We start from the raw sequence: 25,266 nt of genomic DNA, 5'->3' as shown, positions 1-25,266 counted from the left end.
CATCGTGGCGGCAGGCGCGAGCTACCTGACGTGGGGAATGTCAGACATCGCAAGAGCCGCGAATGCGATCACACTCCCCTTTGAAAACGGGCTTCGGGAATTGACCACTGCGTTTCCACAAAAGGGGGAAATGTTGCTCTTGCGCAGCCGTCCGCCGTTGCTTGAAACACCGTTCTCGTGTTCGACCAGGGTGTTTTCACGCCAAATGATCAGTTTTTTGTCCGCTGGCACCTCGGGGGAATTCCACCGGTTCTGTCGCGCTAACGCGGTGCGCTAGAATTCGCATTCCCTCGCGAATCACGAACGAGATGGGCAAAACGAAGAATTCATCGCGCGCGACGTCTCCTGCGGAGATCGGCAAGGTTCTCAAGCGCTTGCACTATCCGCTGGACGTGGTTCTGCTGTGTGTTCGCTGGTACGTGGCGTACTTGCTGAGCCTGCGCAACCTTGAAGAAATGATGGCCGAGCGGGGAATTGAGGTCGATCACTCGAGCGAACACAGGTGGGTCATCAAGCTCGTACCCTTGTTCGAAAAGGCATTTCGGCGAATCAAGCGCCCGGCCGGCAAGAGCTGGCGCATGGACGAGACCTATGTCAAAGTCAAAGGCCACTGGAAATACTTGTACCGGGCCGTCGACAAGGAAGGCAACACCGTCGATTTCCTGTTGCGCGCCCATCGTGACAAGGCTGCTGCACGCCGGTATTTCGAGAAGGCGATTGCCCAGAACGGCGAGCCCGAAACTGTCACTGTGGACAAGGGTGGCGCCAATCTGGCTGCGCTCGACACGCTCAACACCGAGCGCGAGACGCCGATCAGGATCCGGCAGAACAAGTATCTGAACAATATCGTCGAGCAGGATCACCGAGCCGTCAAACGCATCGTCAAGCCGATGATGGGCTTCAAGAGTTTCCGGTGCGCACGCATCATTCTGTCTGGCATTGAGTTGATGCACATGATTCGCAAAGGGCAGATGCAGGACAAGCGCGATATCAAAACTGCGGCCGAGCAATTCTATTCGCTTATCATGTAAGCATTCCTATTCATGCCGGAATGCGCGCGTCTCACTACTCTTATCGCGACACAACCCGGAAAAGCTGCAGCAGCGAAACTGGAGCCGGCGGCGGACCACCAGCTTCAGCGCCTGGCAACACACGCGATTCGATACACACCATCCTCGACGGCTACTCCGTGTGTGTCATGTGTGAACCCCGGGAAGCGCATGTCATATTCTTCGAGCGCCTTCAGATAACCCAGAATAGGACCATCGGCAGGCCCTGCGTTCTCGCCGGGCATCAGCAACGGGATACCCGGCGGATAGGGCACCACAGCCGTCGCTACTGTGCGCCCTTCCATCTCGGCGAGCTCAAGCAGTTCGACGTCGTTGTGCACGAGCAACTCGAAAGCTTCCTGCGGGCTGAAGTAGGCTTGTGGGAGCGTGGAAAACCCACGCGCCATCAGCTCCGTTGTCTTGAGGTCGCTCATCGCGCTGAACATGAGATCACACAGCTCACGCAGCCCCATACAGCTGTACCGACCCGGATCCTTCGCCACCAGATTCGGCAACACCTGTTCAAGTGGGCGATTAATGTCATAGTCAGTCTTGACGTCGAGCAGCGTGTTCACGAGGGTCCCCCACTTGCCCTTGGTGATACCAGGCGAGAACAGCAGCAGTATCGTGAAATCCGTGGTCTTCTCGACGATGATTCCCTGACGGGCGAGATAGGCGGTCACCACACAGGCGGGTATGCCGACTGACATCAGTCCGCCCCCCCGGCGCAACGCCTGGTGTCACGATGGAAACCTTGATCGGGTCCGGCATGCAGTATCCGTCTTCGATATTGCCAAACCCATGCCACGCCTCTTCCGGATGCAGGACCCAGCATGACGGGTCGCTGGTCAGCAGGTCTTCGCTGGCTTCATGAAATGGCGTTCGGCGGCCTGTCTTTCTGTCCAGTACGAAGTCCGGTTGCCAGCCCTTCCCGCGACAAATGCGGTCGTGTCCTCCAGCATCCAGAAGAAGTCATCCGCCTTCTGCATCGCATCGACGGGCACGGTCGAGGCACTCGTGCGGCTCGCCAGCAGAAAGATCGGAACCGTCGCACTTCGCTTGCGCTGCGCATCGAGCACTCGCTGCGCCTGCTGATGAGTTTCATCGTCGCTCAGTTCCCAGTTCAGCAGCAGACACTGGATGAGCGGATCCGCCGCGATGACCGAGACGGCATCGTCCGCCGAAGTCGCCACGACGACGCTGACGAAACGCTCCTCCAGTTCGGCAATCAGTGCCTGCGTGGCGCGTCCGCTTGCGGAGCGCGGTTCGATCTCGTGATGCACGAGCAGTGCCATCATGCCGAGGCGGCGAAGGATGGGTTCGGAGTGTGCTGTCATCGAAGTTCTCTGGTTTTGGCTGCAGTTAACTGGACTGCGGCGCGTTCACACCCGGATTCCTCGACCCTGCCTTGCAGGAAGCTGGTGAATCCGGGACGACAGGCTGCCCCACTGGACACCACCTCGCTGACCCGCTCATCTCATTCCGGAAGCGCGCTGAGACGGAAGAAATTGCGCGTATCCCCATCAGGCGCACCGAACCACCTCGTGTACAACGCTGGAAACTCCGAAGAAGCGAAGAGCCGGCTCAATGTGCGATCGACCAGCAGCCGGAGATCGTCGTCTCCCCGCGCCATTCCGATAGCCACGGGCAGATAGGTAAAGTGACGATCGAGCACCGTCAGGTCGCCGGACGCCGGACTACTGCTGGCGACCGCGAGCAGCAGCGAACGTTCGCCGAAAAACACATTCGACTGCCGGTCCAGAACCTTGCGTACGCCTGACTGCACATCGGAGACTGGAACGACGGACGCAGTAATCTGGAACTGCGCAAGCCTGCCGCCGAGCCAGCGTTGTGCGGGCGAACCATCGATCACCGAAATGGTCTGCCGCGAAATCAGTTGCGCCGGAACCGCGCGCCAGGTGGGATGCGACACACTCGCTCCTGACAACACTTCCTTCAGCCCGGTCGGCGCATCGGAACGCACGACCGCGCCGATGCCGCCCGGATACACAGGGACGGAGAACGACATGCCAGCCCTGCCCGCAAGCGTATCCGCGTCACCGCACAATAGATCGATCCGGTGCTCCTGCACGGCGCGCAAACGGGCGTCGGGCGTGACGGCTACCCAGTTGACCTTCACCGTGCCGAGACCACTTTGGGTCTTTATCTCGTCGGCGATCTTCTGGCACAGCGCGACGGTGTACCCCGTGATGCGGCCCGCCTGGTCCTTATACGAAAACGGCTGCGCGTCGCTGAGGTAGCCCAGATTGATCGTGCCCGACTGTTTGACTCTCGCCAACGTTCCCGCTGAAGCAGGCTCATCCGCGTGGGCTGGCCGTGGCAGCAGGCCCGCCAGCGCCAGAAAAGCGATTGCCAGCGCAGCCGCCGCAGAGGCCGCGGCCGCGCGTCCGGAGGAAGTCACCGCGGTGAATCTGAAGGCCATGAAGCCGTAGATCACATAGCCGACCGCCATGACCAGCATGCCGCCGAGCACGGCGTCCTTGCCTGACGCATAGATCGCGTAAACCGAGTACGCGAGCGCGATCACCGTTACGAACGCATTGAGGCGGTATTTCGCGGGCGTCGTACCCGCGTTGCGCATCATCACGAACAGCGCCGATAGCGAAATGATGTACGGCAGCACATTGGTGACGACAGCAAGATTGACCAGTGCCGCAAACTGTTCACTGAGATTTGGCGAGATGGTCGACAGCGCCATCAGCGACTGGACAATGCCCATGATGACCATGCCCGCGATAGGCGCGCCCATCTTGTTCGCCTTGCCGAAGATGCCCGGGAACATTCTGCTGTCCGCCGCATCCTTGGCCGTCTGGGCCAGCGTGAACTGCCAGCCGAGCAGCGAGCCCACACATGCCAGCGCCGCAAGCGCCATCACGATCGAACCGACTGCCGGGTTGAACATGCGCGCAAAGGCCAGGCCGAACGGACCCGTCGATGCGGCGAGATCGGCATTGGGCACGATGCCCTGGATAGCCGCCGTGGACAGGATATAGATCACAGCCGCGCCCAATGTGCCGAACATGCACGCCAGCGGCACATCACGCTTGGGATTCCCGACGGCTGACGAGTTTTGGACTGCCGACTCCATGCCGAGGAACGCCCACAGGGTCAGCGAAATGCTTGAACCCATGCCCTCAAGCAGACTGACCCCCTTGGGGTTCCAGGCGGCGGCAAATGTTCCGCCGTGAAACCAGAACCAGCCGGCGATCGAAATGAATCCGACGGGCAGAATGACGCCCCATACGGTCACCGCTCCGATGCGCCCCGTGAGCTTCGGGCCGCCAAAATTCGCAACGGTAGTCAGCCACAGGAGCGCGATAACCCCAATGCAGGTGGCGACCGGTGACGATGTGAGCACAGGAAAGAACGCCGCGAGGTAGCCGAGCGCCGAGCTCGCGACAGCCACATTCGCGATGGCGATCGACAGGAAGTACAGGAAGAAGACCTGGAAGTACCCGTCCTTGCCGTAGCCATCCTCCGCATAGGCTGCCATGCCTCCCGCGCGCTGGTTCAGTAGCCCTGCTTCGGCAAAACCATAAGCAATAGCCAGTGAACCGATAGCCGTCACGAGCCACGACAGCAGGGAAATCGCTCCCACCTTTGCCATATTGGTGGGCAACATGATGATGCCCGAGCCCATCATGTTTACCGTAACAATGAACGTCAGTTGCACGACGCTCATCTTCTTCGGTTGATCAGACATGTTTGCCTCCCAAAGGCTGGACCGTTCGACTCCGGCTATTCCCGGACAACGTAGGTGTAGAAGCGGATACGGCCGCTTTCCCGTTCCTGGAACACGCCCTGCACTTCATAGTTGAAGCCGGGAAACCGGTTGAATGATTCCTGGAAGGCCATGAAATAGTCGAGCATGGGTTGCGCGCGCTCGTCCCAACGTTCACCGGGCAAGACCACACCGATACCAGGCGGGTAGATCAGCGCAAGTGTCGCGGAGACGCGGCCACGAACGCTGTCGAGCGGCACATACTCAACGTCGTTTGCGACAAGCGACTCGTATGCGGCCTCAGGCGACATCGCGAGTTCGGGGAAGCTCGACGCACGGAAGCAGAGGCGCTGCAACTCCTTCACGTCGGCATCCTTGTAAAAGCGGTGCATCTCGTTACACACCTGACGCAGCGTGTAGCCCGCGTACCGCGCGCTGTGCGCGGCATACAATGTCGGCAGCACTTCCGCCAGCGACGCGTCACGATCCCAGAGGTTCTTGAACTTGACGAGCTTGGCGATCAAGGTGTTGAGCTTGCTTTCGTCCTCGGCCGGTGTCATGAGAAAGAGAATGCTGTTCAGGTCACACTTCTCCGGAACAACGCCCTCCTCGCGCAGATAGTTCGCGACGACGGTCGCAGGGACGCCGAAGTCGAGATAGCCGCCCGTCTTTCTGTCGATCCCGGGCGTCAGCAGCGTGAGCTTGTTCGGGTCGACCATCGCGTAGCCTTTGGCGTAGCCCGCATAGCCGTGCCACGCCGCATCAGGATCGAATGCCCAGCATTGCTGCTCGCGCTTGATGATGTCGGTCGGCAATGACTCCCATGCCACGCTCTCGACGTCCGCCATGAATCTCGAATCGCGCAGTGTCACGACGTCGGGAACGAAGGGATCGAAAAACCACTGCTCGTCACTGCACTGCCCGGTGGCCGCGTAGTGGTGAACGAATTCGCGCAGCTTCTTGCGCGCCTCGATACCCAGTGCGATGCAGCCGTCCCACAGCATCTCCCCTGCCTTGCCCTCATGGACTTTCGCGTTCACATCGAGCGATGCAAAGAGTGGATAGAACGGAGAAGTGCTCGCATGGATCAGGAACGATTCGTTGAACCGCCTGTGCTCGATGAAGCGCTTCTGACCGCGGATATGTTCATCGCGCTTGTGAATCTGTGACGCCTGTGAAAAGCCCGCGCCCTGTTTATGAACGGACTGCGTTGAAAAAAAACCCGGCATGTCGGACGTCAGGTTCCTCAGACGCATGGGGCTATGATCTTCGAACAGCGGGTGGAACGCGTTGTAGCCGATCCACGCCTCATCCCACAGCACGTATTCGCACAGGTGCCCAATTTTATCCAGTACCTTGCTCACGTTGTAGATGGTGCCATCATAGGTATCGAGCTGAATGCACGCGAGCCGGAACGGCCGTTCGGCTCTGCTGCGTTCGGGATTCTTCACGAGCGGGTTCGCGCGGATCTGCTCGCGCAGCCAGTTCTCGTCCCACGCATCCCAGTCGACGGCGCCGATCATGCCGAACGGGTTACGTGCCGTCGGCAGGAACACGGGAATCGCGCCAGCCTGCACGAGCGCGCCCTGATGCACGGACTTGTGATTGTTCCGGTCGAACAGGACGAGGTCGCCGCGTCGGAGCACTGCACCCGTCACGATCTTGTTTGACGTGCTGGTGCCGTTGAGGACGAAATAAGTCTGGTCAGCACCGAATACTTCGGCCGCGTGTTGCTCGGCATCCGCCGCGGCCCCCTCATGGATGAGCAGGTCACCCAGATCCACGTCCGCATTGCACAGATCATTACGAAAAATACTCTCGCCGAAGTGCTTAAAGAAGAGCTGTCCCGCTGGCGACTTCCGATAGAACTGCCCACCCTGATGTCCAGGACAGTCGAAAGCGATATTGGCCTCGGCGTCGTAGGCAACCAATCCTCCAAAGAAAGGCGGAAGAAGACTCATGCCGTACTTCACTAGACTGGCGGCCACCTGTTTCGCGTAAAAGGCAGGGGTTTGCTGGCCGAGATAGATATAGCCGTCGACTTCGCCAAGCCCGCCCGCGACAACGAGGTCGGAGATGCCATGGCTGTTGGCTAGAGCCCAAAGGGGAGTACGAAAGCCCAGCGATCGAACGCCCAACGCCAGATTGCGGGCATGTTCGACATGCTCTCCGTCAACGATGACGATATAGGCGCCAACGTCGGCGTCCTCGTCGAAATCGCGGGTCGGTGTATCGGCGACCTCGACGTGCAGCCCCTCGGCGGCAATGCAATCAAGCAGTACTTTCGTCTCCGCGTCATTCCGGTCGACGATCGCCACCACCTTCAGCATTTTGTGGAACGGAATCGGGATGGTCGGTGCCTTGACGGAACGGGGAATCATGATTCGCGCCTCCTGTTTGCACGTCGATTCAAGCACCAGGGGAGAGGCACCCATTGACTCAGATCAACTCTCGCTTTCAACGTGTCGATACCCTGATTTCGTACCTGATGGCGGATGGAGAAGGCTCCGTGTGCGCGTGTGCAAATCTGGGCGGCGAAAAACCGACTTAAGGCAGGACGTTCCTTCCGCCTTGACCCTGCTCGACGTTTTGAAACTGACGTCCATGTCATGCGACGCGTGCAACAGAATGCAAGAATGCGATTCTCCGGCAGCTCACATATGGCTATCGGAAGTGCGCAGCCCGACGCGACTGCATCGGCTCGGACGGCCCGCCGTTGTCGTACACCATTTTCGCTGCGGCCTGTGTGGCACGAACTGGTTGTCAGAAGCGACCCACTGGAACCGGACGCCGTCGAATGGCTATGTCTGCAATTCGCGTCAAATGTGCTCGAACCCGTGTCAACCTTGAATCCCGGTCCCGAGCACGGAGCGCATGCATCGCCAGTAGAAGCAACTCCTCGTTCCCAGTCAGCTTCCCGGCAAGCCCGTAGCGCTTCTGTACCCGGCCCATTCGCCAGCCAACACAACGCCCCGCAAGCCGAAAAAACCGGATTGTAGTTCGACACCGACATTAACCGCTGGAGAAAACGCTATTGAACGCTGCGACACCAGCCGCTGCGAGTGTCTACGGTCTATCCCAGACCGCTTTTTATATACATCGGCCGATGCTCGATGCTGCGCAGAATACCCGGCAGCGCGATCTGTTCCGGGCGCCAGACGAGGCCGCCGGGGCAATTCTTCGAAGGACATCATCGATACCATAGATAGCAGAAACGGAAACATTGGCGCAACCACCGCGACAGCGAGCCGTTTGACCTCGTGCCACATCGCAAGGAAGCGTAGTTGCCCAGAGATATTCCGCAGGCGCCGACCTGTATGCAGGGAAGGACCACTAACACCGACGAGGCAAACCCCATGGGATTCGTGTTATTAGCCGCAATCTTTCTTGCATCGACTGGATTCCTTGTCGGCGCTTCGCGAACGCCGACAACGCCGCAGACGACGCCAGCGGCGACTGCGCCAGCCCCTGCTTCCAGCTCTGGAGAAGGCATCACCAAAGCACTGCCGCCGCGTCCCACGTCACCTGGATCAAATACTCCCGGCCTCCACGAGGATAACTAGTTATCCGAACCAATATGGATAGCTTAAGCGAACGGACGTAAAGGATTCTTCGATCTGCGCGGGCAGGATACGAAGGTAGTCACGCAAATTCGGACAGTCGGATATCTGGAGCGCTCGAGGCCTGAGCTGGCGTTAACAGTAATTTGGACATGTCGAAGCCGCGGCGAGCCAAACCGCGGACATTCCCGCACTGCACTGACGGCATCTGCCAGGGCCGCACGCCGGAATGTCTGCCGATTCAGCCCCACGAGGACCCACGCCGATGCTCTGAGTAGCCACGCCGCTCAGTCACTTGCTGCACGATTTCTCGGCACTGCACGGGCGAACCTACTTTTTCCAGAGAACGTGAGATCTTCGAGAAAGCCCGGTATTTTGTTGAACACGAAACCGCCCATCCGGCTTGCCGGACCAAAATTCAGCGTAAAGGACTGCGGATAAACGTGATTAATTTGTGTCAATTCGAGACGGGAGAAACGACTCGTGTCGGGCGCCATCAATGGCAAATCTTTATGCACGTCCATGAGTTCCCGGTTGACATACATCAAGAGCGTTCGCGACCCGCCTTTCCTTCAGTGGCGTCATGGCAGGCCTTGCCACGACGCGTTGTATCCGTAACGCCATCAATCAGGTATCCCGATGTCCGGATTTCACAGAGGCGCACTTCTTGCATTCTCATACGCTCGCGGGGCGAGATGCGCACGGTTCAGGTTCCTGGGAGCGGAAGCACCGAGATGATTCTTCGTCTGGATGATCCCGGTGAGTGTGAAGACATCAAACCTTGTGGCGCGGCGCGCGGATGATCGGCGTGACTTTCCGAGACTAGCCTGCCGGCCGACTGATCTAGTCGTCCGGCACGAGCCCCGGATGCCAGTCGCGCATGAGCGCGTCGCACCGCCGCCGTCACCCAACGTGTTCGGATAGCGGCGCGCTCGCGACGCCCGCCGGAACACGTGGTCACGGCTTCCGCGATCTCGTCACTGATGCCACAGGCGGTCGTCAAGTCGTAACCGCCGCACTTGCCACTACCAGAGTCATCGTCTGCCCCGGTTGCGGCACGACCAGGTTTTAGCATCGTCGACTTGCCCGATCTTGGGACCCATCGTCGCTCGTCGGATCGCAAACATCTTGTCGATCTCGACTTGTGATCGCGGACGCAGGCCGTTCTGCTCGTCTTGCCGGTCGCTGGAACGCCAGCGTAGGAAACTTCGATGGCAGCGGCAACAGGCGATGACGATGTACAGGCTACAGCGTCTTATTTGGCCGGGTTCTGGCGGAACGCGATGAACGACGAATGCAGCCTGACGCGATTGCGCGTGCAGGAACTTGTTCGAAGGCGGCCCTCCCTCTTACGAAGTATCCCCAGGCGCACGAACCACCGCGGTGATATAGGATCGACTCCAGTGTTTTGCTCGTCGAGATGGTGTGATGCGTCCCCGCTATGCAACTACGAAAGACGTCCCCGAAGTCGAGGACCTGCTGCGTACCTGCCAATTGCCGGTCGAAGGCGTCCGTGAACACATCAATCGCTATCTGGTGTCCAGGGACAGTAGCGGCATCATTGGATGCGCCGCCCTGGAGCAATATGGCACGGTCGGGCTACTTCGATGCATCGCCGTCGCACAACGCGCGCGGTTCGCTGGGCTCGGCAACTTCATCCTTTCGCTGCTCGTCGCCGATGCGCGCGAGCGCGGGATCGAGTCACTGGTCGTCCACTCCACAGGCGCCGAACGCTATTTCGAGCAGATCGGATTCACGGCAGCCCAGACATCGGAGTTGCCGGACGATCTGCGCCGTTCGCTGGAACGCACGTCGCCTTGTGACGCACTCGACATCATGCAGGTTGCGTTGTAGTAGCCATCCATGCGCATAGGCAGCCAGCACCTTCGAATTGTTTCCAAAAACGCAGTGCAATATCCCCTGCGCGCGCCTCCGCATCGTTTCGCGAAGACACGTATCTCGTGTCACCAGGCAACGATCAAGCCGAGTGCAATCCACGATCATGCCATGAAAAAGCCCCTTCTCGTCCCTCCGGTTTCCGCAGTCGTAATGAGTGGCGGCGTTTGCGCAACATCGGCGTTCGGACGCACGCTCGCCGAGCAGTTCATCTGCAAATCCAATGCACACTCGTTCATTGCCAGCCTGCCCAGAAACATAACCCCAAATTGACAAAGCCGCCGCGCGGCTTCGAAAGCGCACAATGGCGAGTCGATAGGATGGCTATTAAACGCAAAAAGGAAGTCAGGCGGCGTATCACCGGCATTGGCTGGGCACGGGCAACCGTTTTCAAGGCAGGCTCTGCGTGATTTGCGGCGAATTTGCGAGCTTACCGAGGATCACGGGATCGACTCAGCAAATTTCTATGCCAGTCGGCCCGAATCAGGCAGAGCCGCGGCTTTTTCCATGCACCACTGAAGCTTCGCTTCTCGCTTACCGTCCCCCTCATTCCGGAACGCTAAAGCCCCGCTCGCGGCGGGGGCCATTGGAGGATTCGAGAGCAAAAATCAGTTCTTCGTGGCCACAACGACAAACGCGTGATCGCGCTGCGACGTAACGCCCGCAGCCGCCAGTTGATTTCCATTCACGACCGCTACGAAGGTTGTCGATGCGCCGGCGCCCAATACACACGCGCTGTTATCGAACGTCACCTTGCCGTCGAGCACATGCTTGCCGGTCGACCGAGGGGACACTGTGCCGCTGAAAGTGCAGCCGCTATTTGCACCCGTGAATGTCCCGTCTGCCTTCACTGTCAGCGTCACGGTTGATCCTGACGTCTGGCCAGTCCAGCTGCCTACCGCTTCCGCGATCGTGGCTGGCGAATCATAGAGCGAATTGTAATTCCCGTTGAACGTGGAGCTCATCGAGCCGCTGGGGAATGGCGACGACAGCGCCGCGCTCGCCGATACCGTTCCAGTCAGCGTCTTTTTGGCGCTGAATGATCCCGACAGAGTGCCCGCGACAGGCACATTTGATGCCGGATAGATGACCGCGGCTGGATCGGAGATATTGCCGTTGTTTCCGCTCATCATCCCTTCAACTAGTCCGATGCCACTCGTTGAAGTAGGTACGATGAAGTATTGACCGGTCTCGAGAACGAGCGTCGAAACTGCCAGACCATCGCTCGTGCCGCCACCCCAGATTCCCTCAGGAATTGAGGTATCGACTTTTGGCGGCGTAGTGGAAGGTGTGCAGGCAACCCACCCGGCGCTAGTCAACTGTTTGCACGGCCCATCGCTTCCTCCGCCGCATGCAGCAGCAATCGGCAATACAGCAAGCGCAGCCGAAATTGCTCTTTTCATTTCTGAATTCCCCGGTCGGTGTGATCCGGCTTATGCAGCCCGCAATAGTTTTCAATGCCAAACTCGATTTGCGCACCGATTATTGGTGGTCGTTCTCGTATTCTCTGTGCGGATTCGAACATGCCCGCCTATCGGGAGAGGGAAAAGTAGGTTTATACGTCGATGATGTCCCAACGCGTGTACGTCTGCGCAGACCAGCCGACGCGTGACGCAATAGTCCTCCTAGTCTATCTCGCGGGCCAGCCCCCGCGAGACACAGTTACGACGAGAGAGACATTCGCGATGGCCTCCTTGGCGATCGGCCAAGGGAAGACCGGTCAGAAGTTGCGCATCGAGTTCATCGGGGAGTTGAAGTCGGTCATTTATCGCATTCGTGCGCCGAAGGTCGGGCTCAAGGTGGGTCCACAAGGGTTCGGCGATGCGGTGAGGTACGATTACCCCCAATCTAACCCTGTGAAATAGCGGAAAACAACGGAATTGACCAGCAAAAAGCGCCAAGCCTATATCGGCACTTTCATAGCGTTAATCGGATGGCAGTATCGTCATATTACAACGCTCGCGGCACGGCAACCGCGCGATGAGTAGGGTCTGTCCGATATGTTCGACGTTATAGGCGGCAGTCGCTAGCCATCGGATCCGATCACCGGCGACCGTCCCGATTCGTCTCTTCGATGCGTTGCCGGCGACCGGGCTATCGCTTTACGCGCGCCTCATCTAGCCGAAAGTATCAAAAATTGACTTTTGCAACCGTTGTCGTCTCACGTCGGCAGCCGACAAATCGACGTGGTTTAAAGCAAAGAAGGCTTTGCGAAACGACCATCACGTTATTCGTTCCCTTCGAAGTAGTAGTGAAGGGTCCTTTTCCCGTAAGCTTTGCTGTCGAAAGTTACGCCGAAACCTACGCCGAATCGCCTTTCAATTGCTACGACGCCTTCCACAGCGGGGCTCACCGAGAGTGCCAGCAGCTGCACGTAGCTCGTGCGCGATGAAATGACACGCGAGGCGGGCACCCGCTGACGGCGCGACGCGACCAGGACGCGCTCCCACGACTTCGCGGGTCGTGCATCGGGCGCGGCGCAGCGATAGTCGCGAGCTCGCCGGCGCGCCGGCAGAACGGCAGAACGGCAGAACGGCAGAACGGCAGAACGGCAGGCCATTTCAAGGCAAAGCACGCATTTCGCCGCTTGCGAGCGACGCACCGCCGGATACGCGCCGATCTGCCCACAGCGCTATGTCCAGCGCGGCGAGCCAGCCGACTCCGGTCCAGCCGGTGGCCACGCTCGATGCTGGGGGCCGGGGGTCCGGCTGCTGCACGGGGCGGGCGGACCCCAAGGCCGAGCGGCTGCAACTGGAAGCAGAGGCGGCGCCGCAGGATTGCCGCATCGGGTGGGCCCCCTCGAGCAGCGGGTTCTGCTTGGCCTGAGCCCCGGTGAGCGCGTACAGTATTGGCAGCGTGCTGCACGCCTGAGCGAAAGTCCGACTCACAGAAGGGGGCGTCGGCGGTTAGCCAGACTCGCGACGGGGTACTGAAGACGATGAACCTGAAAAAAGCAAAGGCGGCGCGTCCATCGCCGGATGGGGCGTTGTTGCCCGGTAAGCCGGTCATCCTGGGGCTAGTGCTGGCTGGGGTGCTGGCGGTGCTGCCGTTCGTCCTTTACGAGCTGAATGTCGGCAACACGGTGCCTGCGCAGGCGTCCGCCCCGCCGGCAGCCGCCCCGCCCGCCGTGCACTAACTAACCTGGCGCAGGCCGCGCGCGCTACTGGCGGTGCGGCTTCGCGTCATTAAGGTCATTTCAACGGCCAAAATGGATGCGGGAACACTCACGCGTCGTGCCTGCCAAACGTGGTGCCCCTTCTTCCATCGCGCTCTATCGTGATCTGGAAATCGCCAGGGATCACAAGCTAGTCGCCCAACTATTTTGGGCAAATCTTGCGCCGAAGTTCTGGCGCGGGCTTGGTCTGGCATGAGGCAGATCTTCATCATGTCAGCATGCTCAATGAATAGGCGCGCGTCGAGTACGGCGACGAGTAAACACTCGTCGAAGCGGGTGATCGCGTGCATCAGGCGCCGTCCTCTTGGAGCACGCGCCAGATATGGAGTCCATCTAAATCGTGAGCCCTGCCGAATTCAAATCTGCAGACATGGAAGCGCCGCGTCGGCGCCCTGTAAGTATAAAGCGACAGCAAGCGACACCCTGACGAATGCACAAGCTTGCCGCTGCACGTACAGTTGACATGTCCACCGACTACTGTGGCGGGTCATGAAGCCACTAACACGACCGGAGAAGTACATGCGAATCACGCTCCATCTCGGGACCTTCGACCGCCTTGACCCGAATGCCTATGCGATTCTTTGGCTCGATAACGACACCCACAAGTGGTCGCGCGAAGGTCATGCCGGTCTACAATTTCCCGAGTGGGGAAAGCTTCGGGTCGATGCGCGCGGCACGCTGGTGTGCGATCAGCATGACGCGCGCCCGCTGTTCATCCTCGACGGTCTCGCTATGGAAGCGCGAACTGGCCCATTCGAGGGGGAATCTGGCGAGGCCCTCTGGTGCTGCACTGAACGCGAAAGCGGATCAGGCGTTGCAGGGCACTGGCATGTGCAGTGCGTCGACAAGGGCACCGTGCTTGCCGAGCACAGCGTGTTTGCTGAGGACGAGGTCTGACCTCGAACGCGCCTTCGCCTGGTTGCATGCGAGTCTTCGGTGAATCCCCAAAACGGTGAATCCCCAAAAAAGTGTGAGCGGGCTGGGACGATTCCAGTTCCGGCGTAACACGTCTGGTTAGCGCTTTGACCAAAAGGTGCCGACGTGCAAATCGATCAACGCGTGCCGATTGCGCGAACTGGCTTTTCGAGCATCGCGCCAAAAACGGCCCCGACCCGGCGCGGTTCAGGCCGACTGGGAGGTCGATTTTCCCAGGGCGAATTCAAGAAAGCGCATAGCCACCTTTTCAACGGTATCGGCCCGTTGCAGTCTTTCATGCTTTCGCTTCACCGAACACTCATGCGTATCTCTCGCGCAGCTTCGGACTTTCAAAGGCGTACCCCAAGCTCGGCAAAAATCACCGCGGCTTGTAAGCGAACTTCTGGCCGCCGATGCTTGCCTCGTACATCAGCCCGCCCTTGGCTACTGTAAATACGGCCATCCCTTTTCGATAGGATCCCGCAGTTTTGGCGTCCTTCTTGCCACCACTGACGTTAGCAGACGTGCCAGTTGTGCCTGCCTTCGCGCCTGCGGCGGCAGTGATTGCGATCGCATTGGCATCCGCGCCGAATTCAAAGTTCCCATTGGTGAATTCCTTCAGAGCTCGTTCGTCCTCGAACAAGATGAGCTCACTGTACACCTGGCCACCGAGCTGCAAACCCACGGTGAGCTGGGTCATCGTCGTATCGCCGATATGTTTCCCTTGCTCATAGACGCGGCCCTTGCCACGGGCACCGCCGATACCGACCCCTCCTTTGCCAATCTTCGGAAACAAGGCGAAGGCATGTGCGCTTTGCATAAGACTGCCGCTTTCTCCCGCGTTCTTGAACAGGCTGAGTGCTTCCGTGTATTCGTCGGCCTGAGCAGCGGAAACCGGCAGCAACAGCAGGATTGTGAGCGTCAACATCAGACATTTTAGCATGATAAGTTCTCCATGGATTTGGCGTATTTAGGCTCTGCCTTGATGTTTTCGCAGTGTATAACCAATCCTCCTCTCTACGCTATCTTCGATCTATCTCCGCATCACCGATCGTGTACAGATGATCGCATCAGCGTTCGCACGGAGAAAATCACCTCCATCGTTCATATAGATGCCAATATTCGCTGCTGCCGGTCGGATGCCAGCGACCGCCCCGCTCTATCGGACACGGACGAATGGACCTGGAGAAAATGCGCCGCCATGTTCACTATCGTTCGGAAACCAAACGATATGATCGGCCTTGCAGACGGCAAAAGATGCCGAGACCGCCCTTCACCGAAGCACCTGACATCCTTAACTTAATCAATTAACGCCAATTCAGCGTCAAGGGGCCCAGTTGTTATTCCGACGATGAACCAAATGGACTGGACTTTTGGCGGAAAGCGAATGTCAAAAAGCTACGCGGACGTCCGCATTGCGCGAGACGATGTGGTGCTTTGTAAATTAGAATGAGAGGCCATGATTACTACCCCTGCAATTGTCATCGCTACATGCGCTGGGCCAGCGCCCGAGAACATTCTATCGGTTGGTCAAAGCGCACACGGGCCAGCTACCGTTGTGCAATGTATTGAGCTTCCCCTGAAATTTCGCCTTCCAGCAGGTCGCGTATAAACTCGACCCAAAGGAAGGAAAGCAGAGATGTTCAAGGTACCGCATCAGGTGTACACGGCAGAGTTCAAGGAAGCCGCCGTGCAACGAATCAAGGACGGGCAAGGCGTGAGCACCGTGGCCCGCGAATTGGGTATGTCGACGCAGACCCTGCGCAACTGGCTGAAGGCTTTCGAGGCCGGCAAGCTGAATGGGCCCGGTGCGAAGGCCGTTACGGCGGAACAGATGGAGTTGTCGCGGCTGCGAGCGGAGAACAAGCGCTTGCAGATGGAGTTGGAAATCGCAAAAAAAGCGGCGGCGTTCTTCGCGAAGGACCTCCTGTGAAGTTCGCCTGGATTGACACACAGTGCCGGCAATACCCGCTTGCGACGCTGTGCGAGGTCCTTTGCGTGAGCGTCAACGGCTATCGTGCGTGGAAGCGCGGCGGTACGCCCGAGCGTCAGCGGCTGACCGATGCGCAGTTGCTCACGTTGATTCGGACGATTCACGCCGAGGTCAAAGGCGCCTACGGCTCGCCGCGCATGACCGAAGAGGTTCACTCTCGCGGCTTCCCAGCCAGCAAGGCACGGGTGGAGCGGCTGATGAGCGACAACGGTATCCGAGCCCGCCACAAGCGCCGTTATCGCGTGACAACCGATTCCCGGCACAAGCTGCCGGTCGCGCCGAACGTGTTGAACCGCAACTTCATGCCGGCCGAACCCAATCTGGTGTTCACGTCGGACATCACGTACATCTGGACCGATGAAGGCTGGCTGTATCTGGCCGTCACGTTGGACCTGTTCAACCGGGAGGTCGTGGGCTGGTCGGTCAAGCCGCGCATGACGGCGGACCTCGTGACCGATGCGCTGACGATGGCATGGTTCCGCCGCAGACCTGCGCCTGGCGCACTTTGCCACTCCGACCGCGGCAGTCAATACGCCAGCCATGAATTCCAGCACAAGCTGGCCTCCTACGGGATGCGCTGCTCGATGAGCCGTAAGGGCAGTTGCTGGGATAACGCGCCGACGGAAAGCTTCTTCAACAGCTTGAAAAACGAGCGAGTACACGGCACCAGGTATCGCACACATCGCGAAGCTGTCGCGGACTTGTTCGAATACATTGAAGTGTTTTATAACCGCAGTCGTCGCCATTCATCGCTCGGCTTCATGTCGCCAACTCAGTTCATGCAAGACTGGCTTGCGGCTCGGCGGACAAAGGATACGGCTGCATAACTCGGGACCTCTGGAAGGCGAAAAACCGAGGGAACCTCAGTATCGCCGAATGCCTGTGAGAGACGGCAAAGCGTGGAAAGTGTGCTGTCAAAAAAGAAGCGACCCCCGACACGCGGGCGGCCGCCGTGAGAGCTTTCAATGAGGCATGTCCCCGAACAGGGACATATAGAGTATAGGAAACCAAACGCCCTGATGTACTGTGCGAAACGGAAGATTCGGATATCGTGCGCGAAGTATGCCGGCCGACCCGCCTCCGCTTCAAAGGCGGTTTCAACCCGCGACGTCCGCGGCACGGCGAATGCGGGATTCGCTGATCAGGCGCGCGAGCGATCGAGGCGTGCGCGGTCTTTCGGCCGATGCCTTGTCGACGCTGACCTTCCCCCTCTGAAGTATCCCACTGTAAAGTTAGTGGCAAGGCCGCAGGAGAAACCTTGTCATGAAGAAGTCGCGGTTCAGCGAAGAGCAGATTATCGGGGTGTTGAAGGAAGCCGATGCCGGCATGAAGGTCGCCGACCTGTGCCGCAAGCACGGCATATCGGATGCGACGTTCTACATATATGGACTGCTCCCAATAGCAAACGGAAGTTGACGGACACGGAAGTCGATTGCGTACATATATCCGGCGTCAGGGCATCGCCCAGCGCCCAACTGGAATTCCGCGCGTGCAGGCCTCAACAACTGGAAGACCTCAAGGGCCGTTATAAAAATCAGGTTCCCTGCTCGCCCGGATCGACCGGAGTGCCACTCGTCAATTCGTCAACGCATCGTTTGTGGCGTTGCTACCCTGCTTTCTGATACGACTGGCCGGTTGCGAGCATCGACCAGATCACACGGGCCATCTTGTTCGCGATCGCAACAATGGCCCGATTGGCGCCTCGTCTGGCTTGCAATGCGAGAGCCCAGGCGTGCTTCTTGTCATGTTTGGTTGGTGCGGTTCGGAGTACCGCGCGAGCACCGTGTATGAGCAAGGTACGTAGATGTCGGTCGCCTCGCTGATATGACTCCCGGTGTCAATCTGGATCGGTTTTGAAAATTCATACCATGATTAAAGCAAGTTTCCTGAGGGCGGCGTAGCTGTAAATCTCGACGGTGGATCACGCTGATATTCGCGGGTTGGTTGCCGCATTACAGAGGTCCGTCTCATGAGCCTGCCGCTTCCTTGCTACGCAAGTCGACTGATGCCGTTGCCAAACGCGGTCGCGGATTACTCGAATACCGGGCTGCGCCGCCTTCAGGAAACTTTATATTTCCACTGCTCGTCGATTTCCTGGAAGCTCCGTTTATGCAGCTTGTACGCTGGGAGGCACGGCGAGTGACATCCCCAGTCGGCCGACGTCCCAGATGAAGCCAGCCAACTCGCGCGCGATAGCAATGATGGCGACGTGTGCGGTCTTGCCTCGGCTTACGAGTTTGCGAAATCGCCTGCACAGCCTCAACTGCGCGTCCCAGGCACGATCGATTATCGGTTTGGGCAGACCTTCATGCCGGCGCTGAATGTCGATGCTTACTCGGGCGGGATGCCGGTAGCTCCAGGCGGATTCCACCAGTAGCTTACGTGCGTAGCTGTTGCCGGTCTTCGTAATGCTGCCTTGCCGTCGCTTCCCGCCTGATGAATGTTCTGAAGGCGTCACACCAATCCATGCCATCAACTGCCGCGGATGTTCAAAGCGCGACAGGTCGCCCAACTCAGAAACCAGTCCGATTGCCGACGTAAAGTTGATTCCACGCATGGCCTGCAGGGCAAGTACAACCGGATAAAACCGCCAATTGGTGACCGCTTCGCGCAATGCCAGTTCCAGCCGCTCGCATTGGGCGAGCCGGTCTTCAATCGTGCGCCGATGTTCGTTGAACGCCAGTTGCTGCCATGCACTGTCAAACGAGAACGTACTTAACCAGCGCCGGTGTGTCGGTCCCCAGTTGGGGCGGCCGAGATAATGAACGCCGTGGGCAAGCAGAAACGATTTGAGCCTGCAGCGTGCTGCCTTCAGGTCTTCTCGAGCGGCCGACCAAGCGCGGGCCAGGTCGCGGAACGCTTCGTCTTCGATTGTTGGCACATGTACCGCTGACAAGTCGCCGGCGCGCAGCGAGCGCACCAGCTTGATCGCGTCACGGCGGTCCGTCTTGACACGATCACCCGGCTTGCGTGGAATGAGCGATGGTGCGCAGACCATGCAGTCGAAGCCTTTATCGACCAGCCTTCGATACAGGCCGTACCCGCATGGTCCCGCTTCATAGACAAAGCAGATGTGCCGCGCCTTCTGCTGCAGTCGCTTGCAGAGCCGGTCCACATCAATCTGCATAGCGCCCACCTTGCCGAACAGTTCCACGTTGCCCATGCCGATCGCATAGGCAATCGTGATCGAGTCCTTGTGGACATCAAGCCCCACATACAACGTGCTATCGTCTTCCATGCTGGCCTCCGCGGCGGAATACACCGTTGAATGGCGGTTCCATCCCCACTCAATGCGGCTCTGGCAGCCATGCTAACCCGCGCAAACTTCCCCACGGTGGCCAGCCTTGCCGAACGGGAGTCATACTGACTTGCTGATGCCGAGGAGGTGCATTCGGTCTCCGCTGGAACTCTGACGGGGAACAAGACCGAGCCAGGCAGCAAAGTGACGACCGTTCCGGAAGTCTTTTGGGTCGGAAACTGCAGCAACGATGGCTGTAGCCGTCTTGGGCCCAACCCCTTCAATCTGCGCGATGCGCTGACAGGTCTCACTGGCCTTGAATACCAAATCGATACGCCTGTCGAAACCGGCGATACGCTTGTCCAGCTCTCGCAACTGATCCATCAGATCGGCGAGCATCTCACGCGCGAGCGGCGTCAAGGCATTCGAAGTGTCGGCGACAATGGCAGGAATCTCCCGACGCGCGCGGGTAATCGATTGCGCGAACACGATACCTCGCTCGGCGAGAATGCCTCGCATCTGACTCACAAGTCCTGTCCGATTGCTGACAAGGCGACTACGGGCGCGGTGAAGACTTTGCACATCCTGCTGCTCAACGGACTTGATCGGCACAAAGCGCATTGATGGTCGTTGCAACGCCTCACAGATCGCCTCGGCATCGTTGCCGTCAGTCTTGTTCCCCTTCACAAAGGGCTTCACGAATTGCGGGCTGATGAGTTTGACTACGTGACCTTGCTGCTGGAATTGTCGAGCCCAATGATGCGCGCTTGAGCAGGCTTCCATCCCGATAGTACATGGCGCAAGCCGGAGAACCAGTTCTGTCAGCTGTGCGCGGCCGACGCGGCGTCGCAGCACAAGCTTGCCCGTGGCATCTACACCGTGCACCTGAAAGACATTCTTCGCTAGATCGATGGCAAGGAATCGAATGATGTCCATGACGACACTCCTATGAACGGGAACGCCAACAGTTACGATACGCCTGCCGGAGCAGTCCATACCATTAACTGGCGTAGCCGCTACGGCGGCATGGATGTGTCCGAAGCGCGACGATTGCGGCAACTGGAAGAGGAAAATCATCGACTTAAACGGCTGGTAGCGGACCAGGCGCTGGACATCCAGGTTCTGAAGGACGTTCTCGGAAAAAAGTGAGTTCGCCCGCGCAGCGCCGGGAAGTCATGCAGCAGGTGATTGACCAGCACGACTATTCGGAGCGCCGGGCGTGCGCGCCCGTTGGCTCAAATCGTCGGACGTTCCGGCACCCGGTGCTGCCTGACGCCGACCACGAAGTCCGGCAACGGCTGCGCGAGCTGGCGCAGGAGCGGCCACGGTTTGGCTCGCCCCGCCTGCATGTCCTGCTACGCCGGGAGGGTCTGGTCCAGAACCACAAGCGCACTGAGCGGCTGTACCGCGCAGAAGGCCTGTCGCTTCGCCTGAAACGGCGAAAGAAGCGCCCGAGTCATCTGCGCGTGGTCATGCCGACACCCAACGGCGCAGACGAAAGCTGGGCGATGGACTTTGTTGCTGAGGCGCTGACGCATGGCCGACGCATTCGCATGTTGACCATCATCGACGCGTGGAATCGCGAGTGCCTGCACATCGAGGTCGACTTCTCGCTCACGGGCGTTCGAGTCGCGCGCGTGCTGGAGCAACTACGTCAGAGGGGACGTCGACCTGATCTGATTCAGGTCGAACAACGGACCGGAGTTCGTCAGCAAGGCGCTCGATGCATGGGCACACGAACACGGCGTCAAGCTGCAGTTCATCCGTCCAGGTAAGCCGGTGGAAAACGCACACATCGAGAGCTTCAACGGCCGACTACGCGAAGAATGTTTAAACCAGCATGCGTTCGTCAGTCTTGTCGATGCACGCAAGCGAATCGAGGCGTGGCGCACGGACTACAACTCGGTGCGCCCGCACAGTGCCTTGGGACAACTGGCGCCGGACCAATTCCGGCAACTGCATCAACCGAAAACCGGCGAGACCAGTAACTTACGAATGGTGTACTCGGCGGGGTAAGGTCAACGCTACGGCAGCATCTCCAGCTGGCCAAACAGACGCAGGAAAAGATAAGCTGATAGTAGTAGTCGGCTGACGGCACAATCAGCGCCGATTCCGGTCATGATGGGTGGTAACGCGAAAGATCAAAGGGCGACCACCCGGTTACGGCGACCGCCGCCGCGCGTCTCCTATGGTTCGCCCGCACAACGCTGGCTGGGCGCGGCAGAGACCATCCAGATCCACCGTGCCCGCGTGATGGAGAAGATGCAAGGGCGCGCGCGGGCCGACGGCGGCGGGGCGTCACTGGGCGCAATTCCATTAAGCCAACTCGCAAAATCAAATTGAAGACCAGGCAACCTAATGAGATATTCTTAACAACTGCACTGGGTGCGTCGCTGATGCGTTAGCTCTGGTTTGTTCAGAACGCAGCGAGCCTCTAGCATGGGTTCTAGCGGCCGAGAAACGTGTTTCGAGAGTTTACGTGACCTTCCCTCTCTAAAATATCCCATTGTAAAGTTAGTGGCAAGCCGGGAGGAGGTATTTGATCGCGGGTACGTCGGGCACCTGGGTGTTGAGCGGTATCGTGCTGTGTCGTTCGTCGCTGTTTACCCCATAGCGAACGGTTCGGTCGGCGCAAGTCAACGATGGAGTCCCTCTCCATTTAACGGTACCGCCAGAATACTAAACCGCCGCGTGGTCCCTTGCCGCATCGATCGAGTCGGAAAGCCTCGAGCCAAGACCGGGGGCGGAGCCCCCCGAGGTCACAGATCTTCATCAGGAACAAGTTTGTGGTGGATCGCGTAACGGGTCAGGTCTGCATCACTGCGGAGTCTCATTTTTCTTATGATGTTTGAGCGATGGCTGCTTACGGTTTTCGGGCTTACGTCCAGCGTGGCTGCGATGTCGACCGCTGTCTGGCCACATGCGATACGAAGGAGAACATGCAATTCGGTGGGCGTCAGCCGCTCATGGGGCAAGCCACCGTCAGCCGCTGCGGTATTAAGCATCGGCTCGTCAGATTGGGAAAGGTTCACATAAACACCGCCTGACGCGACCTTTCGGATAGCAGCAAGAAGTTCGTGCGCTGGGCTGCTCTTGACGACAAAACCTGAGGCACCTGCCGCGAAACATAGGTTTGCAACGCTCGCGGTCGAAAACCTACTAACAACGACGATTCTTGCGAGCGGCCCTGCCCGCCTGACTTCCCGGATCAGGTCTGTACCGCTGAGACCGTGCATTGCAAGCCCCAGCGTCAGCAGGATAGGCGACTCCGTCCGCGCAAGGCGCAATGTGCCGTCCCCATCGGACGCTTCACCCACAACGTTCATATCGCCCGCAGTTTCGAGGACATGCCGGATTCCGGCGCGCGTAACTGCGTGTGCTTCCGCTATGCCGACCCTAATCATGAAACGCTCCATGAGGAGACTCTATTCCGTGCACTGTGGAACTTTAACAATCTGAGGGTAAGTCGGCTAATGTGTCCGTTAGCGCGCTCACATTTCATTTGAAGAATTCCAGCAACGTCTCAACGGCCCGGGCGAAATGAGTGTTGCTGACTCCTGGCTAAAGGCACACACTGCCACAGACAGTCCTTCCAGCGAAAGAGAACCGGCGAGTATGTATAGGGCTTGGAATGGACACGGCGTGTATCGGACTCGAAAAGACAGCAGAGGTTGAATCGGCGGCTGCACAGGCCACTGATGACGCTCCTTCGTTTTGCCTACGATGTCATGCATTGCAGTAACCGCGACGGATGCGGGCTATCTCACCCAGCTCGACGCATTCTCAGCCCGGCGCGCGTTGATTCTGACCCAACGCTACCGGAGCACCGATCTTCTGAACGCCATCGATGGCGTATTCGCCGAAACGGAAATCGGATTGGCTAGCTCTCCGATTCTGCTGAGCGCGATCATAGTGCAATCCGCGCGTACGCATTCATGCTTGCCATTGTTTCACCGAACGGCCAGAGCCAGCGGCAGCGACAAAGATTCCGGGTATCAGTCCGCAGACGCTGAACACCTGGATCAAGGCCGACGATGCGGGCACGCTCAGTGGTGCTGACAAACAGGTGTCGGCCGAACAGATGTAATTGCTCGGCTGCGTTCCGAGCTGGCCCGCATGAAGATGGAGCGCGACATAACGCTAAGCGGGAAACGCCAATCAAGGTTCGCCATAAGAAGTAACTTAACATTGTCGAACAGCATCACCGCGCCATCAGGCATCGGACCCGCTCAAAGATGGGTTTCAAGAATTTTCGTTGTGCATGCATCATTCTTGGCGGAATCGAGATTATGCATATGATTCGCAAAGGTCAGATGAACGAAGGCCGTTAGGCTCTCTCCACCCAGCGATCCTATTCGCTATCTGTAAGCAATCCTCTGTATTTCGTCGATATCGACAACCATCCATTCTTGCGACAGAACCCATAAATCACGTACCGGCGCGGCAGCACAACCAGCGGCTCATTAGACCAGCGCGACCGCGAACGCCGAATTTCCGGTATATGCCGGTGATATACGAGTGTGTCGTGGATACCGCCAGACCCAGGCGTTCAGCGATCTGCTTTTCTGTGGCCTCGGTCAGCAGCAGCTTCAGCACCCGGCGCTCATATGGGGCCAGTATGCCCTGTTCATTGACGGGTCCGCATGGAATATCCAATGTGTCGGCCTTTATCATGCTACGTCTTAGTTCGGTTACGTCGCGGGCCACACCGATACGGAGATGTCGCGTGGCAAGCCAGCGCGCGGACCAGGTCAGCACAACGGCGCTGCCGTCTTGATGGCGATAACGATTCTCGAAGCCGATCCGTTTGTGCCCGGCCAGTACCAGCCCAGCCTCTCTGAGCGTCGCCTCGCGATCTTCAGGCACCACGAGTTCGATCATTGACTGGTTGATCATATCGGACTGCCGATATGCGAGGATTTCCTCGCATGTCGCGTTGACGTAGCGGATCTTGCCTGCGGTGTCGACCAGGAATACGGCATCCGGCAGGCTGTCGGCAAACGTTGCAACAGCATCATCCGAAAGAAAGTTATTCATTTGGCTCTCGTCATTTCTCGACTGGTTGACCTCTATGACCCGCGAACTTCGATCGACGCCAGCCAGACTTCTTACTGCGTACTCGCCGACGCTGCGGACCGCTGCATCACCGGAGGTAATGGCGGAATAGGCGGCGAGCCGTCCTGCTGCCTCGCCATAGCACTGTTGACCATGCGCTGGTCCTGTCGGACGCGTCCGGCTGCGTGAGCCACCGGCGCCGCAGTGCGAGCCCAGCATTGTCCGATCACATTGGCAGCATGCTCAATGCCGCCAGGTCTATCTGAGGGATAGCGGACGGAGTCGTGACCGTCGCCTGCACGGCCTGCTTCTGGGCGAGAGCCTGCTGCTGTTGGTGCGCCTGCCGATCCAGAATCCTCTGCTTCTCGGGCCCGCTCGTCCGTTGCAGCAATATCGTCGCCGCGGCGAGAGCGGGCATGAGGCCCAATTGTAACGCACCGTGATCTGTACTCGTGCAAGGCGATCGCGACAAACAGCGACGGAGCACTCAGCGCCACAATATCGGCCTGCAGCTTCCAGCCCCTTTCGCTGTCGTGCCGGGATGGGCCGAAACCAAGCGGCGAGCACGACCGCCGCGCCGATGACGATCATGGCCACGGACACCGCAAGGAGCAAGGGCGGCCATCGACGCACAGGCTGGAGC

At 58.8% G+C, this 25,266-nt stretch carries 17 protein-coding genes and 6 pseudogenes; 12 read left to right on the top strand and 11 right to left on the bottom strand.

Features of this window, described 5'->3' with window-relative positions; genetic code table 11:
• Positions 1–37: 37 nt before the first annotated feature.
• A pseudogene (locus PWP93_RS35975) lies at positions 38–246 on the top strand (sulfide dehydrogenase); the annotation flags it as partial.
• 62 nt (positions 247–308) lie between these two features.
• On the top strand, positions 309–1,031 hold the full coding sequence (locus PWP93_RS35970; protein ID WP_421048242.1) for an IS6 family transposase: 723 nt from the start codon (positions 309–311) through the stop codon (positions 1,029–1,031).
• Positions 1,032–1,135: 104 nt separating this feature from the next.
• Here PWP93_RS35970 and PWP93_RS35965 read toward each other — a convergent pair.
• The 5 genes and pseudogenes from PWP93_RS35965 to PWP93_RS35945 form a co-directional block, all read right to left on the bottom strand.
• Positions 1,136–1,976, bottom strand: a pseudogene (locus PWP93_RS35965) (arginine decarboxylase); the annotation flags it as partial.
• Complete coding sequence (locus PWP93_RS35960) at positions 1,898–2,344, bottom strand: Orn/Lys/Arg decarboxylase N-terminal domain-containing protein (protein ID WP_421048296.1); 447 nt, start codon at positions 2,342–2,344, stop codon at positions 1,898–1,900. The pseudogene PWP93_RS35965 and the gene PWP93_RS35960, both read right to left, overlap by 79 nt.
• Positions 2,345–2,526: 182 nt before the next feature.
• Positions 2,527–4,773: a putrescine-ornithine antiporter gene (gene potE / locus PWP93_RS35955; RefSeq protein ID WP_421048241.1), complete on the bottom strand. Its 2,247-nt coding sequence runs from the start codon at positions 4,771–4,773 to the stop codon at positions 2,527–2,529.
• Positions 4,774–4,808: 35 nt separating this feature from the next.
• The gene (speC, locus tag PWP93_RS35950) at positions 4,809–7,172 is read right to left on the bottom strand and encodes an ornithine decarboxylase (protein WP_421048240.1); all 2,364 of its coding nucleotides are present in this window, start codon (positions 7,170–7,172) and stop codon (positions 4,809–4,811) included.
• 1,466 nt (positions 7,173–8,638) lie between these two features.
• A complete protein-coding gene (locus tag PWP93_RS35945; protein ID WP_421048239.1) occupies positions 8,639–8,875 on the bottom strand; it encodes a hypothetical protein in 237 nt (78 codons plus the stop codon).
• 904 nt (positions 8,876–9,779) lie between these two features.
• Between PWP93_RS35945 and PWP93_RS35940 the strand changes: the two genes are divergently transcribed.
• A complete protein-coding gene (locus PWP93_RS35940) occupies positions 9,780–10,205 on the top strand; it encodes a GNAT family N-acetyltransferase (protein WP_421048238.1) in 426 nt (141 codons plus the stop codon).
• A 650-nt stretch (positions 10,206–10,855) separates the two neighbouring features.
• On the opposite strand, the gene PWP93_RS35935 is transcribed toward PWP93_RS35940, so the two are convergent.
• A complete protein-coding gene (locus PWP93_RS35935; RefSeq protein ID WP_421048237.1) occupies positions 10,856–11,650 on the bottom strand; it encodes a hypothetical protein in 795 nt (264 codons plus the stop codon).
• 1,535 nt (positions 11,651–13,185) lie between these two features.
• Between PWP93_RS35935 and PWP93_RS35930 the strand changes: the two genes are divergently transcribed.
• Both PWP93_RS35930 and PWP93_RS35925 read left to right on the top strand, forming a co-directional pair.
• Positions 13,186–13,383 carry a hypothetical protein gene (locus PWP93_RS35930; RefSeq protein WP_421048236.1) on the top strand — a complete coding sequence of 66 codons (198 nt, stop codon included), beginning with the start codon at positions 13,186–13,188 and terminating at the stop codon, positions 13,381–13,383.
• Positions 13,384–13,941: 558 nt separating this feature from the next.
• Complete coding sequence (locus PWP93_RS35925) at positions 13,942–14,319, top strand: DUF3564 family protein (protein WP_421048235.1); 378 nt, start codon at positions 13,942–13,944, stop codon at positions 14,317–14,319.
• A gap of 397 nt (positions 14,320–14,716) precedes the next feature.
• Here PWP93_RS35925 and PWP93_RS35920 read toward each other — a convergent pair whose 3' ends face one another.
• A complete protein-coding gene (locus tag PWP93_RS35920; RefSeq protein ID WP_421048234.1) occupies positions 14,717–15,280 on the bottom strand; it encodes a YSC84-related protein in 564 nt (187 codons plus the stop codon).
• 696 nt (positions 15,281–15,976) lie between these two features.
• Here PWP93_RS35920 and PWP93_RS35915 point away from each other — a divergent pair.
• Together PWP93_RS35915 and PWP93_RS35910 are read left to right on the top strand one after the other, a co-directional pair.
• Positions 15,977–17,157, top strand: a protein-coding gene (locus PWP93_RS35915) for an IS3 family transposase (protein WP_421048233.1) whose coding sequence is annotated in 2 segments (ribosomal slippage) — positions 15,977–16,229 and positions 16,229–17,157 — 1,182 coding nt in all. Because the reading frame shifts where the segments join, the coding sequence is not laid out codon by codon here.
• A gap of 436 nt (positions 17,158–17,593) precedes the next feature.
• A pseudogene (locus PWP93_RS35910) lies at positions 17,594–17,710 on the top strand (transposase); the annotation flags it as partial.
• A gap of 727 nt (positions 17,711–18,437) precedes the next feature.
• Here the strand turns inward: PWP93_RS35910 and PWP93_RS35905 are convergent.
• Both PWP93_RS35905 and PWP93_RS35900 read right to left on the bottom strand, forming a co-directional pair.
• Entirely contained in the window at positions 18,438–19,568 is a 1,131-nt protein-coding gene (locus PWP93_RS35905; protein ID WP_421048232.1) for an IS110 family transposase, read from the bottom strand.
• Positions 19,569–19,697: 129 nt separating this feature from the next.
• Positions 19,698–20,495 (bottom strand): annotated as a pseudogene (locus tag PWP93_RS35900) (IS110 family transposase); the annotation flags it as partial.
• Positions 20,496–20,516: 21 nt separating this feature from the next.
• Here PWP93_RS35900 and PWP93_RS35895 point away from each other — a divergent pair.
• Genes PWP93_RS35895 through PWP93_RS35885 form a run of 3 tightly spaced genes read left to right on the top strand, consistent with a single transcriptional unit; the run spans position 20,517 to position 21,584 of the window.
• On the top strand, positions 20,517–20,717 hold the full coding sequence (locus tag PWP93_RS35895) for a transposase (RefSeq protein ID WP_421048231.1): 201 nt from the start codon (positions 20,517–20,519) through the stop codon (positions 20,715–20,717).
• A 26-nt stretch (positions 20,718–20,743) separates the two neighbouring features.
• The gene (locus tag PWP93_RS35890) at positions 20,744–21,343 is read left to right on the top strand and encodes an IS3 family transposase (RefSeq protein ID WP_421048230.1); all 600 of its coding nucleotides are present in this window, start codon (positions 20,744–20,746) and stop codon (positions 21,341–21,343) included.
• A gap of 4 nt (positions 21,344–21,347) precedes the next feature.
• Positions 21,348–21,584, top strand: coding sequence for an integrase core domain-containing protein (locus PWP93_RS35885; RefSeq protein ID WP_421048229.1), 237 nt, complete (start codon positions 21,348–21,350; stop codon positions 21,582–21,584).
• 743 nt (positions 21,585–22,327) lie between these two features.
• On the opposite strand, the gene PWP93_RS35880 is transcribed toward PWP93_RS35885, so the two are convergent.
• Positions 22,328–22,984 carry a LuxR C-terminal-related transcriptional regulator gene (locus PWP93_RS35880; RefSeq protein ID WP_421048228.1) on the bottom strand — a complete coding sequence of 219 codons (657 nt, stop codon included), beginning with the start codon at positions 22,982–22,984 and terminating at the stop codon, positions 22,328–22,330.
• Positions 22,985–23,538: 554 nt separating this feature from the next.
• Here PWP93_RS35880 and PWP93_RS35875 point away from each other — a divergent pair.
• A pseudogene (locus PWP93_RS35875) lies at positions 23,539–23,705 on the top strand (IS3 family transposase); the annotation flags it as partial.
• Positions 23,705–23,899, top strand: a pseudogene (locus PWP93_RS35870) (DDE-type integrase/transposase/recombinase); the annotation flags it as partial. The pseudogenes PWP93_RS35875 and PWP93_RS35870, both read left to right, overlap by 1 nt.
• A 97-nt stretch (positions 23,900–23,996) precedes the next feature.
• Here PWP93_RS35870 and PWP93_RS35865 read toward each other — a convergent pair.
• Positions 23,997–24,605 (bottom strand): helix-turn-helix transcriptional regulator, encoded by a 609-nt coding sequence (locus PWP93_RS35865; RefSeq protein ID WP_421048227.1) that lies wholly within the window; start codon positions 24,603–24,605, stop codon positions 23,997–23,999.
• Positions 24,606–25,266: the final 661 nt, after the last annotated feature.

Origin of the sequence: Paraburkholderia sp. A1RI-2L, assembly GCF_048957375.1 — a bacterium.
In the GTDB taxonomy this organism is placed as follows: domain Bacteria; phylum Pseudomonadota; class Gammaproteobacteria; order Burkholderiales; family Burkholderiaceae; genus Paraburkholderia.
This window is presented reverse-complemented; position numbering and strand designations above follow the sequence as displayed.